This is a genomic window from Streptomyces sp. 3330 (assembly GCF_031456635.1).
Classification (GTDB): domain Bacteria; phylum Actinomycetota; class Actinomycetes; order Streptomycetales; family Streptomycetaceae; genus Streptomyces.
Genome location: NZ_JAVDVA010000004.1, coordinates 82,349 through 96,742 on the forward strand (window position 1 = coordinate 82,349; position 14,394 = coordinate 96,742).

Consider the following 14,394-nt stretch of genomic DNA (forward strand, 5'->3'; position numbering starts at 1 on the left):
GCTCCAGTCGGTCGTCGGTCGTCGGTATCGGTGGTCGGTCGTTCGTGCGGGGGAGGGCTGTGACGCCTCGATCCCGATGCCTAGTATCCCTAGGTTCTGCGCTAGCTCAACTAGGTTTTCGGGGGTCGCCGCCTCTGAACAGCCGGAACGCGCCACGCGTAACTCTGGGTAACTCCTCTCCTGTCGTACAGTCGAAGCCGGGGAGGAAGACCGGAGGGGGGATGGCGTGCCGCTGGAGCCGCTGCGGTTCGCCGTCCTGGGCGCCGTCCGGGTGTTCCGGGGGGACGCGGAACTGGAGCTCGGCGGGCCGCAGGAGCGTGCCTTCCTGGCTCTGCTCCTGGTGGCGGCGGGGCGGCCGGTCGCCGTGGGCGAGATCGTCGACGTCCTGTGGGGAGCGGCTCCGCCGCGCAGCGCGGTCAATGTCGTCCGGCGTCATGTGGGTTCGCTGCGCCGCCTGTTGGAACCCGGTCTCGCCGCCCGCGCGGAAGGACGCCGGCTGGTGCGGGACGCCGGTGGATACCGGCTGGTGACCGACGGTGACTCCTCGGACCTGCTGAGATTCCGCGCGCTGCGCGAGGAAGGCCGCCGGGTCGCGGACCGCTCGCCCGCAGAGGCGCTCGAACTCCTCACCGAGGCGCTGTCGCTGTGGCGCGGACCGGTCGCCGCCGGTCTTCCGGAACGGGCCCGTGCGCATCCGGCGTTCGATGCGGTGGACCGTGAGCTGCCGGCCGCCGTCCGGCAGGCGGCGGACGCCGCGCTGCGCGCCGGGAGGCCGGACGCGGTGCTGTCCGAGCTGCGCCGGGCCGCCGCGCGGTACCCGCTGGACGAACCCCTCCAGGCCGGACTGCTCCTCGCGCTGGCCGCGGCCGGACACCGCTCGGAGGCGCTGGCCGCGTACGAGGCCGTGCGGGCGCGGCTGGCCGAGGAACTGGGCATCGACCCCGGAGCGGAACTGCGCGACGCGCGCGACACGGTCCTGCACGGAGTGCCGGAGCCGGTGCCGGGAGGGTCCGCTGAGCCGGGCCGGGCATCCGCCGGTGCGGGCGCGGACGCTGCTGCGGCGCCCGCCCACCCGCACGCACCGGTGCCGGACCCGCCGTCGCCCGCTCTCCCGCCGCCCGCCCAACTGCCGCACGACATCGCGGCGTTCACCGGACGGAATGTCGAGCTGGAGGAGGCGTTCGCGCTGTCCGGGGTGGACGGCGCGGGGCCCGGGACCGTGGTGATCAGTGCCATCGGCGGTATGGCCGGCGTCGGCAAGACCACGCTGGCCGTGCACTGGGCCCACCGGGTCGCCGACCGGTTCCCCGACGGGCAGCTCTACGTCAATCTGCGCGGCTTCGACCCGTCCGGCGCCGTCCTGGACCCGGGGGAGGCGGTCCGGGGATTCCTCGGCGCGCTCGGTGTGCCGCCGGAACGCGTTCCGCACGGGGTGGACGCGCAGTCCGCCCTCTACCGCAGTGTGCTGGCCGGCCGGCGGGTCCTCGTGGTGCTGGACAACGCGCGGGACACCGAGCAGGTGCGGCCGCTGCTGCCCGGCTCGCCCGGCTGTCTCGCCATCGTCACCAGCCGCGACGAACTGCCCGGGCTCGTCGCCGCCCACGGCGCCCACTCCCTGGTCCTGCGTCCGTTCGACGCCGTCCAGGCGCGTGCCTTCCTGGTCCGCCGACTGGGCGCGCAGCGGGTCGCGGCCGAGCCCAGGGCGGCCGACGACATCAGCGAGCTGTGCGCCGGACTGCCCCTCGCCCTCGCCTGCGTCGCCGCCCGCGCCGCGGGGCACCCCGACTTCCCGCTCGCCGCCGTCGCCGCCGAACTGCGCGAGGCCCACGGCAGCCTCGACGCCTTCGCCCGCTCCGACGCCTCCGTGGACGTCGGCACGGTCTTCTCCTGGTCCTCGCGCGCGGTGTCGGCGGAGGCCGCCCGGCTGTTCCGGTTGCTCGCTCTGCACCCCGGCCCCGATCTCTCCCTGCCGGCCGCGGCCGCCCTGGCCGGCCTGACCGTGCGCCGGGCCCGGCCGCTGCTGGCCGAGCTGACCGGTCTGCACCTCGTCACCGAACACAGCCCCGGCCGCTACGCCTTCCACGACCTGCTCCGCGCCCACGCCGGCGAACTCGTCCACGAGCGGGACACCGAGGCCGACCGCGCGACGGCCCTGGACCGGCTGCACCACCACTACCTGCACACCGCCCACGCCGCGGACCGGCTGCTGGCCCCCAACGCCGACCCGCTGCCCCCGCCGCCCGTGCCCGCGGGCGTCCGTCCCGAACCCCTCGCCGACGACGACCGCGCCCTGGCCTGGCTCACCGCCGAACACGCGGTCCTGCTCGCGGTGGTCGAGACGGCCGCCGCGTCCGGACAGCCCGTGCAGGAACGTCACGCCTGCCACCTGGCCTGGTCCCTGGAGCCGTTCTTCGACCGGCGCGGCCACTGGCACGACGCTCTCGCCGCGCAGCGCACCGCGCTCGACGCCGCCCGGCGGCTCGCCGATCCCGCGCTGGAGGCCCGGGGCCTGCGCGGGCTGGCCCGGGTGGAGGGCAGGCTCGGGCTGCACTCCCGTTCCGTACCCCGGCTGGAGCGGGCCCTGGAGCTCTTCACGGCGCTGGGCGACGACACGGGCCGCGCCCACACCCACCGCAGTCTCGGCTGGGAGTGCGACCAGCGGGGCGACCTGCCCGGCGCCCTGCGTCACAACCAGTTCGCCCTCGACCTCTTCCGGGCGCTCGGCGACCGCGCCGCGCAGGCCAGCGTGCTGAACTCGGTCGGCTGGTACCACGCTCAGCTCGGCGAGTACCGGCAGGCCCTGACGCACTGCTTCGAGGCCCTCACCATGCTCCAGCACCTCGGGGACCGCTACGGGCAGGCCGCCACCTGGGACAGCATCGCCTACGCCCACCACCACCTCGGCCGCCACCCGCACGCCCTCCTCGGCTACCGCAACGCCCTCGCGCTGCTGCGCGACCTGGGCGTGCCCTACGTCGAGGCCGACATCCTCGTCCGGGTCGGCGACACCCACCTCGCCACCGGCGACCACGACGGCGCCCGTACCGCGTGGCGGCAGGCCCTGGTCCTCCTGCGGGGCCTGAACCACCCCGACGCCGACCGCGTCGAGGCCCTGCTGAACGCACGGGACGGACACGCCGGTGCCGTCTGACCCCCGCGCCCCCTCGACCACGCGGCCGGACGACGGCCATGCATGACGTGATGCGCTTCGAGGTGCTGGGGCCGGTACGCGTGTGGCGGGAGGAGCGCGAGCTCGACCCCGGCTTCCCCCAGCAACGCGCCCTGCTCGCCCTGCTCCTGGCGCATGCCGGCCGGCCCGTGCCCACGAGCGGGATCGTCGACGTGCTGTGGGCCGAGCGGCCGCCCGCCAGCGCGCTGAACGTGGTGCGGCGCTACGTCGGCGCGTTGCGGCGGCTGCTCGAACCCGGGCTGCCGCCCCGCGCCACGGGCCGGCGTCTGCTGCGCCGCACCGGCGGCTACCTCCTGGAGGCGGCGACCGAGGAGGTCGACCTGCTGCGCTTCCGTGAGCTGACCCGGCAGGGCAAGCGGGCGGCGGCCACCGGACGACCCGAGACGGCGGCCCGGCATCTCCTCCTGGCGCTGGGGGAGTGGCGCGGCCCGCTGGTCATGGGGATCCCGGCGTCCGCGCGCGAACACGTCCAGTTCACGGCCGTGCAACGGGAACTCCTGGAGACCGCCCGGCTCGCCGCCGACGCGGCGCTGCTGAGCGGCCACGCCGAGCAGGCGCTGCCCGCCCTGCGCAAGGCCACCGCGCACGATCCCCTGGACGAGTCGCTGCACGCCAGGCTGGTGCTGGTGCTGGCCGCGTGCGGACTCCAGGCGGAGGCGCTCGGCGCGTACGAGGAGGTGCGCCGACGCCTCGCCCGCGAGCTGGGCCTCACGCCGGGCCCCGAACTGGCGGCGGCCCACACGCGGGTACTGCGCCAGGACGTGGGACGTCGGCTCAGAAGCGGTCCGGTCGTCCACCTCGACCGACCGGTGGACACCACGAGGACCACCACGTCAGCAGCTGCCGCCCCGGCCCCCACGCTCCCGGCCGGGGCCCCGGTTCCGGCCCGGGACCCGGCACCCGCGCCGGCTCCGGCCGATCCCCCCGGTCCGGCACCGCTCGTCGCTCCTGGCTCCGACGTTCCCGGCAGCCTGGCCTTCGGAGGGCCTGCCGTCAGAAAGCCCGGCAGCGGTGCGCCCCGCACGGGAGAGTCCGGCAGGGGAGCGTCCGGCGGCGGAGAGTCCGGCAGGGGAGAGTCCGGCAGGGGAGAGTCCGGTAGGGGAGAGTCCGGCGGCGGAGGGCCCGGCACGGGAGGGCCCGGCGGCGGAGGGCCCGGCAGGGGAGAGTCCGGCGGCGGAGGGCCCGGCAGCGGAGCGCCCCGCACGGGAGCGCCCGGCACGGGAGGGCCCGGCAGTGCAGCGCCCGCATCCGGCGCGCCGGGTGCCGCGATCCTCCGCACCGCAACTCCCGGCGCCGAGGCCCCCGGTATCGAGATTCCCGGGACGGGGATCCCCGGCCCGGACGGCTCGGGCGTCGGGACTGCGGCTTCGGGACGCGCCGCTCGCGGGGCGCCGCCGGTCGGTGCCGTCCCTTCCGGGGACGCCGTTCCCGTGCGGACCCCGGCGGAGGCCGTCGCCGCGCAAGGCGCCGTTCTCCGGCTCGCGCCGGCAGACGCCTTCGCCCCGGGGCCCGCCTCCGCCGAGACCGACGAGTCCGGTGCCGCTGCCCCGGGGTTCCCCGTGCCCCGCCTCACCGACGGCTCGGCTCCGGCTCCATCCCCGTCTTCCGTCGCTGTCCCCGTTCCCGTGGACGCCGGCCCTGACACCACCGGCCACCGGGCCGCCGCCGGGCCCGGCAGCGCCGCCATGGTGGGGGGTCCCGGCCGTACGGGCGGCGCCCCCGCCGGCCGGGACGTCGTGGGGTTCGTACGGCCCGCTCAATTGCCGTCGGCGCTGCCCTCCTTCGTGGGGCGGGTCGTCGAGTCGCGATGGCTGGAGCGGGTGGCCGAGTCGACGACGGGCATCGTGCTGGTCGGCGGGATGCCCGGGATCGGCAAGAGCACCCTCGCGCTGCACTGGGCGCACCGGGCCGCCGACCGCTTCCCGGACGGGCAGTTGTACGTGGCCCTGCGCGGCTCCGATCCCGCCCGGCCCGCCGTGGAGCCGGCCGACGCGCTGCGCGGGATGCTCGGCGCGCTCGGCGTGGCGGGGCCCCGCCTGCCGGACGGGCTGGACGCCCTGACCGGCATGTACCGCACCCTCCTCGCGGGCCGACGCGTCCTCGTGGTGCTCGACGACGCCGTCGGCACCGGACAGCTGAGCCCGCTGCTGCCCACCGGGCCGGGCTGTCTGGCGCTGGTCACCAGCCGCCACGCCCTGCCCGGACTGGTCGCCTCGGGAGCAAGCGCGCTGCGCCTCGCACCGCCGTCCGCCGAGGACGCGTACGCGTTGCTGGCCGCGCGGATCGGCGCCGAACGGACGGCCGCCGAGCCCCGGGCCGCCGAGGAGATCGTCGCCCGGTGCGGCCGGTTGCCCCTGGCGCTGGCCGCCGTCGCCGCCCGTGCCGTCAGCCGACGGGGCTTCCCGCTCGCCGCGCTGGCCGCCGGACTGCGCGAGGCCCACGGCAGCCTCGACGCCCTCGCCGCCACCCGCGAGGCCTTCCTCGGGTCCTACCGGCTCCTGGCGCCGGACACCGCGCGGCTGTTCCGGCTCCTGCCCCGGCACGAGGAACCCGACATCACCGCGGCCGGGGCCGCCGCGCTCGCCGGGCTGCCCGTCCGCCGCGCCCGGACGCTGCTCGGCGCACTCGCAGACGCCCACCTCCTCACCGAACCCGCGCCGGGCCGCTACGCCCTCCACGACCTGCTGCGGGCCTTCGCCGCGGAACGCGCCGCCACCGACGCCGGCGCCTCGGACCGTGCCGGAGAGGGCAGGCCGCGCGGCTCGTGAAAGCGCTGTCACTTCGTTGTCACTCTTTTTGCACATCCGCCGCATTACCGTCCGGACGACGTGATGGACGGTCCCCGGAGGCTACGGCGGAAGATGCCCACTACCAGCACCAGTACCTGCGACAGCACCCCTACCCTCGCCCCGCCCGCGGGCCGGACCCCGGGTGTCGAGATCACGGCCGGGCAGGAGACTCCCGACCGGCTGCCGGGCGAGGCGTCCGCGCACCCCGCGCACCGGCTGTGCGCCCGTGACGGCGGCGAGTACCTCTTCGTCGGCCTCAGCGGCGGAGCCCGGCCCGGCTCCGCCCCCGCCCTCGACGCGGCCGAGCCCCTCGATGCCCGGGGTCTGCGGCTGGCGCCCGGGGACGTCTGTTTCTACGACGTCCACCGCGCGCCCGCGCTGGACTTCCGCGAGCCGTTCCGGGCGACGACGTTCCTCGTCCCGGCCGGTCTGCTCGGTCTGGGGGACTCCGACGTACGGCGGATCGCGCGGACCCCGGTCGCCCGCGCCTCCCGGCTCGGCGCCCTGCTCTCGCCGCTGCTGTCCGACCTGGCCCGTGCCACGGCCGAGGCCCGCCCTCCGGTCGGCGAGATGCTCGCCTGGAACGCGGTGAACCTGCTGGCGACCCTCGCCGCCGAGCAGTTGGGCGCGGCCGTACCCGGAACACCCTCGGCGCCGGACGCGCCCGGCACCCGCGGAACGCCCGCCCCCGGGGCGTCCGGCGCGCCCTCCCCGGTGCTGGGCCGCGTCCTGGAGTACGTCGAACTGCACCTGACCGACCCGGACCTGTCCCCGGAGGTCATCGCGCGCGCCCATCACATCTCCGTGCGCTATCTGCACAAGCTTTTCAAGGACGAGGGCACCAGCGTGGGCCGGTGGATCCTGCGCCGCCGTCTCGAGGAGTGCCGCCGCGACCTGATGCGGCACGGCCGCGGCGGCCGGACCATCGCGGCCGTGGCCGCCCGGTGGGGATTCCTGAGCGCCACGCACTTCAGCCGGGTCTTCCGGTCGGCCTACGGCATGTCCCCGCGCGAATGGCGGGACACCGCGGGGCGCGGCGTGCTCGGCGCTCACCGCTGAACGCGGCCGGCACCGCCTGCTGTTCACCCGGCGGAGCGGAATCGTCTTCCCGAATTCCCTTTCACGGCCGGGGGAATTCGGTGTCCGCCGTCCGAGTGGATTCTGTGCGCTGAGAGCACAGCGCCGGTGCACGGGCGGACAAATTCCGCCCGCTCGGCCGATTTAGCGTGGCGGAGCAAGACAACGCACATCGAATACAGCAGGAGATGCCATGTCCGACGTCGTCGAGCCGGTCACGCCGGTACTCGAACCCGAGGCCGCGGCGTTCGCCGAGGCGACCGCCAACCCGCCGTACCTCTTCGACCTGCCGCCGGCCGAGGGACGCAAGGCCGTCGACGAGGTCCAGTCCGGTGAGATCCACAAGCCCGCGGTCGACGAGGAGTGGATCACGGTCTCCGGCGGTCCCACGGGCAGCGTCCGCGCCCGGATCGTGAAGCCGGCCGGCGCCGAGGGCACCCTGCCGGTCGTCCTCTACATCCACGGCGCGGGCTGGGTCTTCGGCAACGCCCACACCCACGACCGGCTGGTGCGCGAGCTCGCCGTCGGCGCCGAGGCCGCGGTCGTCTTCCCCGAGTACGACCTCTCGCCCGAGGCCCGCTACCCGGTCGCCATCGAGCAGAACTTCGCGGTCGCCCGGTGGATCGTCGAGGAGGGCGCGACCAAGGGCCTGGACGGCGGACGGCTGGCCGTCGCCGGTGACTCCGTCGGCGGCAACATGACCGCCGCCCTCACCCTGATGGCCAAGGAGCGCGGCGGCGTCCCGCTGGTCCACCAGGTGCTCTTCTACCCGGTCACCGACGCGAGCTTCGACACCGGCTCCTACCACCAGTTCGCGGAGGGCTACTTCCTGCGCCGCGACGGCATGCAGTGGTTCTGGGACCAGTACACGACCGACGAGACCGAGCGCGCCCAGATCACCGCGTCCCCGCTGCGCGCCACCACCGAGCAGCTCCAGGACCTGCCCCCGGCCCTGGTCATCACCGGCGAGGCCGACGTGCTGCGCGACGAGGGCGAGGCCTACGCGAACAAGCTGCGCGCGGCCGGCGTCCCGGTCACCGCGGTGCGCTTCCAGGGCATCATCCACGACTTCGTGATGCTGAACGCGCTGCGCCCGACGTACGCGGCCGAGGCCGCCATCACGCTCGCTGTCGGCACCCTGCGCGACGCACTGCACGTCTGACCTTCAGGAGACCTCTCACATGACCACCCCCACTGTCGTCCTGGTCCACGGAGCGTTCGCGGACGCGGCCAGCTGGTCCGGCGTCATCGCCGAACTGCAGGGCCACGGCGTCCCCGTGATCGCCCCGCCGAACCCGCTGCGCGGCCTCGCCTCCGACGCCGCGTACATCGCCTCCTTCGCCGCTCAGATCGACGGCCCCGTGATCCTCGTGGGTCACTCCTACGGCGGCGCCCTCATCACCGTGGCCGGCACCGCGGAGAACGTCGTCGGCCTCGTCTACGTCGCCGCCTACGCGCTGGCGGAGGGCGAGAGCCTCGGCGAGCTCCAGGGCCGCTTCCCGCTCTCCACGCTGGTCAGCAACCTCAAGCAGTGGACGTACCCGGTGCCGGGCGGCGACCCGGCCGTCGAGGTCACCATCGCCGAGGACGCCTTCCCCTCGGTGTTCGCCGCCGACCTGCCCGCGGACGTCACCAAGATCCTGGCCGCGTCCCAGCGCCCGCTGGCCGCCGCCGCGTTCGAGGAGACCGCCACCGCGGCCGCCTGGCAGACCAAGCCGTCCTGGGCGCTGGTCGCCGGTGCGGACGAGGCCATCAACCCCGAGGTCGAGCGTTTCGGCGCCGAGCGGGCCGGGGCGACGGTCGTCGAGCTCGACGGCGCCTCGCACGCCGTCGCGGTGTCCCAGCCCAAGGCGGTCGCGGACCTGATCCTCGACGCGGTCCGCGCGACCGGCTGACGCTCCCCGGAGACAGCCGCGCGGACGTGAAACCCCTGTGCGCGTCCGCGCGGCCCGTCAGCGGCCTCGTGCCCGTCGTACGAGGTCGTCGGCGGCGCCCGGCCACTCGGGGTGACCGAAGGCGAAGCCCGCGTCGAGCAGCCGGCCGGGGACCACGCGCCGGCTCTTGAGCAGCAGTTCGGTGTCCGAGCGCAGCGCGAAGGCGCCGAGTTCCGCCATCCACTTCGTGGCGGGCAGCCCCACCGGGACCCGCCACGCGCCGCGCAGCGCACGCATGAACGCGCGGTGGGGGAGGGGGACCGGGGCGGCCAGGTTCACCGGTCCGGCGAGGTCGTCGCGTCCGACGAGGAACTCGACCGCCCGGACGAAGTCGTGGTCGTGGATCCACGACACGTACTGGCGTCCGCCCGCGACCGGGCCGCCGAGGCCGAGCCGGGCGAGCCGCGACAGGACGTCGAACACCCCGCCCCGGTCCGGGCTCATCACCATCGCGGCCCGCAGGGCGACCTTGCGGGTGTGCGGCGTGTCGGCCCTCTCCTGCTCCCGCTCCCATGCGGTCGCGATGTCCACGCTGTAGCCCCAGTATCCGGGAACGTCAGGCTCGGCCCCGCCGATCACGCCGGTGGCCTCGTCGTGAGGGGCGTCGAAGCGGTGGGCGTAGACGGTGGCGGTGCTCATCTGGAGCCAGACCCGCGGAGGCCGCGCGGCGGCGCCGATCGCCCGGCCCACCACCCGGGCCGATTCCACCCGCGAGTCCATCATCGCCCGCAGGTTGTCCGGTGTGTAGCGGCAACTGACGCTGCGTCCGGCCAGGTTGACCACCACGTCGCTGCCGTCGATCACCTCGGCCCAGGGGCCGGGGGTGCGGCCGTCCCACAGGATCTCCCCCGGGCCCGAAGGCCTTCTGCTCAGCACCACGACCTCGTGTCCGGCCGCGGTGAGCGCGCGGCGCAGCACGGTCCCCACCTGCCCGGTCCCGCCGGGTAGCACGATCTTCACGCGTAAGGCCCCCTTGTCTCGAAGGGGACCCTACTCCCTATTTGAACGCGTTCAAAACCCTCCGGGTCATCCCTGCGCCCCGTGCGCCTCCAGCGCGGCCCGGACCCCCGACTCCAGCGCACCCTCGATCCACGACGGCTTGACCGAGGTGTGGTCGCCCGCGAAGAGCAACGGGCCCTCGGCGGAGCGGATGGCGCTCAGCAGTTCCGTGTGCTGACCGGGGAGCAGGACGGAGGCCTCCCCGTAGGCGTACGGATCGCGCAGCCAGCTCTGGGTGCGGCCGACGCCCGTGTAGAAGACCTCGACGCGCCGGCCGTAGACCTGCTGGAGCCCGCGCAGGGCGTGCGGGTAGCGCGCGTCGTCGTCGAGGGAGTCCCAGCGGGACGCGTCGTCGGCCCAGCTGTAGGAGGCCAGGACCACCCCGCCCGGGCTCCCGTCGACCGGGTGGGACGGGTTGATCATGAACCGGTTGGAGTTGTCGGAGACCGAGCCGCCGCCGACGATGTGCGCCGCCTCGGGCTCCTCGCGGCCCGCCCACCGGTCGGCGGCGTAGTGCACCCGCTGGCCCGCCGTGATGTGCCCCGGCGGCACCGACGGATGCCCGCCGAGCAGACTCCCGTCGGTCGGCGCCCTGCCCGAGCGGTAGTCCTCGTACAGCCCCGGCCGTAAGGCGTCGAGCTCGCGCTTCCAGTCCGCCTCGGTGAACTCCCACCACCGGCGGCTGAACTCCAGCAGCACCTTGGTCGCGCTGTCGTAGTGCAGCTCCGCGACGGAACGCCGCTTGCGGTACGACATCAGCGGGCTGATCTGCACCTGGCGCAGCCCGGAGAACGGCACCGTGACGATCGCGAGGTCCGCGGTGAACTGCTCGCGCACCACCTGGCCGCCGCGCCCCTCGGAGACGGTGTCGATCCACACGTGCGGCCCGTCGGCCCGCACGTGCGAGGTGTCGTCGGCGCCCTGCCGGTCCGGCGCCCAGTACTCGATGTGCGTTGCGCGCCGGTCCAGCCGGACGACGTCGGAGACCTCCTTCAGCAGGGCGTCCGGGAGCGTCGCGGTGCCGCCGACCAGCTCCCAGAACTCGGTGTCCGGGCTGATCAGCGAGGCGCTGATGAAACTGTGGATGAAGGACAGCGGCAGCCGGGAGGTGAGGTTCTCCAGCGTGCCGACCAGGTCGACGGTGCGCTCGTCGAGGCCCGCCTCCTCGGTCAGGAACCGGTACATCGACCAGTCCCCGAACCGCTGCACGACCCGTGCCCAGCCCCGCACCCGCTCGGGCAGCGGCTTGTCCACCCGCCTGCCGTCGGCGCCCCGGGTGCTGAACTCGTCGCGCACCGGGTCCAGGGCCTCGCGCAGGATGGTCGCGGACGGGGTGTCCCAGTACTTCCGGGGCACCCCGAAGGACCGGTTGATCTTGCGCGGCGACCGCGCGTACGCGGAGCGGCGCATCCGGACGCCGTTGACGTGCAGCCAGGCGTTGTTGACGGGCTTGCCGTCGGCGTCGACGTCCACGAGGTGGAACCGGCGCTTCTCGACGCCCAGTTGACGGATCAGGCTCATCACCAGCGGATGGCTGCCCGGGATGCGCATGGCGCCCGCCTCCGCGTACTGCCGGGCGTCCGCGAAGGCCTGTGCCGCGTGCTCGTGTCCCCCCGTGCGGAACGTCTTGACGCGGCCGCCGACCCGGTTGCCGTTGGCCTCCACGAGCGTGACCCGGTGCCCGGCCCGCTTCAGCAGCCAGGCGGCCACCAGCCCGGCGGGCCCGGCGCCGATCACGAGGACCTTCTTGCCCGTCCCGGTCCTGGCGCGGGGCAGCCCGCCGGTGAGGACCTTCTCGTACCCGGGCACCAGCGGCCGGTCGTGCTCGTCCACCACCAGCAGCGCCCGGGCGACCGTGAGACAGGTCGCCCAGTCGGCGGTGGACCGGGGCGGGCAGGCGGGCTGCCGCGCGAGGGCCGCGGCCGGTGCGGCGCCCGGCAGCGCGGCGGCGGTCGTCGCGGCGGCCGCGGCGGCGGTGAACCGTCGGCGGGAGACCCGGACGGGGTCTACAGAAGCGGAAGAATTGTCCATGTGCCCTGGATAGGGGCTGGACGCGGCTGCGGAGGCGCGCTCGGACGGATCGCCACCTGAACGTGTGAGCGCACCGGCGGAGGAGTGCTCCCGCGATGCTTCCGGGCGCAACGGAAAGGCGGGCGGGGGAAGTTTGCGCCGCGCGCCGTGGCGTCGGCTATCAGGTCAAGCGTCCCGGACCCTTGACTCGGTAGGTATCTGTCGCGATCCTCGTCCCACTATCTTGCGCAGGTCATGACAATCTCAGGGGCCGTCTCCGAAGCCCTTGCCGACCGCGCCTTCCCCCCGACCGAGGGACGTGGGCTGTGACCCTGACAGGACGCCCGTACCGCAGACGCCGGGATGTCACCGTCGTCTCGCTGCTCCTCCTCGTGCTCGCCACGGTCCTCGGCCCCACGCCGAGCTCGGCGGCCGGCGCGGACTGGTGGACGCCGACGGCCAGGCCTGCCCCGGACTCGCAGGTCAACGTGACCGGCGAGCCGTTCACCGGCACCGACGCGGCCGGCGAGGTGCGCGGATTCGTCGACGCGCACAACCACCTGTTCTCCGACGAGGCCTTCGGCGGCCGCCTCATCTGCGGCAAGGTGTTCTCCGAGGCCGGGGTCGCCGACGCTCTCAAGGACTGTCCCGAGCACTACCCCGACGGCACGCTCGCGCTCTTCGACTACATCACCCACGGCGGCGACGGAAAGCACGACCCGGCCGGCTGGCCGACCTTCGCCGACTGGCCGGCCTACGACTCGATGACCCATCAGGCGAACTACTACGCCTGGGTGGAGCGGGCCTGGCGCGGCGGGCAGCGGGTGCTGGTCAACGACCTGGTCACCAACGGCGTCATCTGCTCCGTCTACCCGTTCAAGGACCGCGGCTGCGACGAGATGACGTCGATCCGCCTCCAGGCGAAGCTGACGTACGACCTCCAGGCCTACATCGACAAGATGTACGGCGGCGCCGGCAAGGGCTGGTTCCGGATCGTCCTGGACAGCGCGCAGGCGCGCGAGGTCGTCGCACAGGGCAAGCTGGCGGTGGTCCTCGGCGTCGAGACCTCCGAGCCGTTCGGCTGCAAGCAGATCCTCGACATCGCGCAGTGCAGCCAGGCCGACGTCGACAAGGGGCTGGACGAGCTGTACGCGCTGGGCGTGCGCAGCATGTTCCTGTGCCACAAGTTCGACAACGCGCTGTGCGGCGTCCGCTTCGACGAGGGCGGCCTCGGCACGGCCATCAACGTCGGCCAGTTCCTGTCCACCGGCACCTTCTGGCAGACCGAGAAGTGCACGGGACCGCAGCACGACAACCCCATCGGCACCGCGGCCTCCGCGGCGGAGGCCGACCTGCCGGCGGGCACGGAGGTCCCCTCCTACGACGCGGACGCCCGGTGCAACACCCGCGGGCTCACCGCACTGGGCGAGTACGCGGTGCGCGGCATGATGAAGCGCAAGATGATGCTCGAGATCGACCACATGAGCGTCAAGGCGGTCGGCCGGGCGCTCGACATCTTCGAGGCCGCGAGCTACCCCGGTGTGCTGTCCTCGCACAGCTGGATGGACATCGACTGGACCGAGCGGGTCTACGCTCTCGGCGGCTTCGTGGCCCAGTACATGCACGGCTCCGAGGCGTTCGGCGCGGAGGCCGAGCGCACCGACGCGCTGCGGGACGAGTACGGCGTCGGCTACGGCTTCGGCACCGACTTCAACGGCGTCGGCGACCACCCCGCCCCGCGCGGGGCCGATGCCGCGCACAAGGTCACCTACCCCTTCAGGAGCGTCGACGGCGGCTCCGTCATCGACCGGCAGACGGTCGGCACCCGCACTTTCGACTACAACACCGACGGCGGCGCCGACGTGGGCCTGGTCCCCGACTGGATCGAGGACATCCGGCTCGTCGCCGGACAGGACGTGGTGGACGACCTCTTCCGGGGCGCCGAGTCCTACCTCGGCACCTGGGGCTCCACCGAGCGCCACCAGGCCTCGGTGAATCTCGCCAAGGGCCTTGCCTCCACCGCGAGTTCGTCCGAGTACAACCCGTTCACCAGCTACCGGCCCGGCCGGGCCGTGGACGGCGACGGCGCCACCCGCTGGGCCAGCGACTGGAGCGACGACCAGTGGTGGCAGGTCGACCTGGGCTCCACCCACCTGGTCTCCCGCGTCACCCTCGACTGGGAGCGCGCGTACGGGAAGTCGTACCGCGTCGAACTCTCCACCGACGGCGCCACCTGGAAGACCGTCTGGTCGACCACCTCGGGCGACGGCGGTCTGGACACGGCCGGGTTCACCGGCGCCCCCGCACGCTACGTCCGGGTGCACGGCCTGGACCGGGGCACCGATTGGGGATACTCGCTGTACGAGGTGGGCGTCCACAGCGCCTAGCGGGCTGT

Annotated in this window: 8 protein-coding genes; 6 read left to right on the forward strand and 2 right to left on the reverse strand. The window is 74.3% G+C overall.

The window, feature by feature from the left end:
- Positions 1 to 226: 226 nt before the first annotated feature.
- From J2X68_RS08495 to J2X68_RS08515, 5 genes are all read left to right on the forward strand, one after another.
- Positions 227 to 3,151: a BTAD domain-containing putative transcriptional regulator gene (locus tag J2X68_RS08495; protein ID WP_310431841.1), complete on the forward strand. Its 2,925-nt coding sequence runs from the start codon at positions 227 to 229 to the stop codon at positions 3,149 to 3,151.
- 38 nt (positions 3,152 to 3,189) lie between these two features.
- Positions 3,190 to 5,958, forward strand: a complete 2,769-nt coding sequence (locus J2X68_RS08500) for a BTAD domain-containing putative transcriptional regulator (protein ID WP_310431842.1) — start codon at positions 3,190 to 3,192, stop codon at positions 5,956 to 5,958.
- Between the two features lie 93 nt (positions 5,959 to 6,051).
- Positions 6,052 to 7,038 (forward strand): helix-turn-helix domain-containing protein, encoded by a 987-nt coding sequence (locus tag J2X68_RS08505; RefSeq protein ID WP_310431843.1) that lies wholly within the window; start codon positions 6,052 to 6,054, stop codon positions 7,036 to 7,038.
- A 211-nt stretch (positions 7,039 to 7,249) separates the two neighbouring features.
- Complete coding sequence (locus J2X68_RS08510; RefSeq protein WP_310431844.1) at positions 7,250 to 8,218, forward strand: alpha/beta hydrolase; 969 nt, start codon at positions 7,250 to 7,252, stop codon at positions 8,216 to 8,218.
- A 19-nt stretch (positions 8,219 to 8,237) separates the two neighbouring features.
- On the forward strand, positions 8,238 to 8,951 hold the full coding sequence (locus J2X68_RS08515) for an alpha/beta hydrolase (protein WP_310431845.1): 714 nt from the start codon (positions 8,238 to 8,240) through the stop codon (positions 8,949 to 8,951).
- Between the two features lie 57 nt (positions 8,952 to 9,008).
- Here J2X68_RS08515 and J2X68_RS08520 read toward each other — a convergent pair whose 3' ends face one another.
- Positions 9,009 to 9,950, reverse strand: coding sequence for a DUF1731 domain-containing protein (locus J2X68_RS08520; protein WP_310431846.1), 942 nt, complete (start codon positions 9,948 to 9,950; stop codon positions 9,009 to 9,011).
- A gap of 66 nt (positions 9,951 to 10,016) precedes the next feature.
- Positions 10,017 to 12,020, reverse strand: a complete 2,004-nt coding sequence (locus tag J2X68_RS08525; RefSeq protein ID WP_310431847.1) for an FAD-dependent oxidoreductase — start codon at positions 12,018 to 12,020, stop codon at positions 10,017 to 10,019.
- A 305-nt stretch (positions 12,021 to 12,325) separates the two neighbouring features.
- Here J2X68_RS08525 and J2X68_RS08530 point away from each other — a divergent pair, with 305 nt between their 5' ends.
- Positions 12,326 to 14,386 (forward strand): discoidin domain-containing protein, encoded by a 2,061-nt coding sequence (locus tag J2X68_RS08530; protein WP_310431848.1) that lies wholly within the window; start codon positions 12,326 to 12,328, stop codon positions 14,384 to 14,386.
- The last annotated feature ends 8 nt before the right edge of the window (positions 14,387 to 14,394 follow it).

What these genes read in the sequence shown, in the direction of transcription:
- J2X68_RS08500 (WP_310431842.1), top strand. Translation starts at nt 3,190, where the DNA reads ATGCATGACGTGATGCGCTTCGAGGTGCTGGGGCCGGTACGCGTGTGG.
- J2X68_RS08525 (WP_310431847.1), bottom strand. Translation starts at nt 12,020, where the DNA reads ATGGACAATTCTTCCGCTTCTGTAGACCCCGTCCGGGTCTCCCGCCGA.
- J2X68_RS08510 (WP_310431844.1), top strand. Translation starts at nt 7,250, where the DNA reads ATGTCCGACGTCGTCGAGCCGGTCACGCCGGTACTCGAACCCGAGGCC.
- J2X68_RS08515 (WP_310431845.1), top strand. Translation starts at nt 8,238, where the DNA reads ATGACCACCCCCACTGTCGTCCTGGTCCACGGAGCGTTCGCGGACGCG.
- J2X68_RS08505 (WP_310431843.1), top strand. Translation starts at nt 6,052, where the DNA reads ATGCCCACTACCAGCACCAGTACCTGCGACAGCACCCCTACCCTCGCC.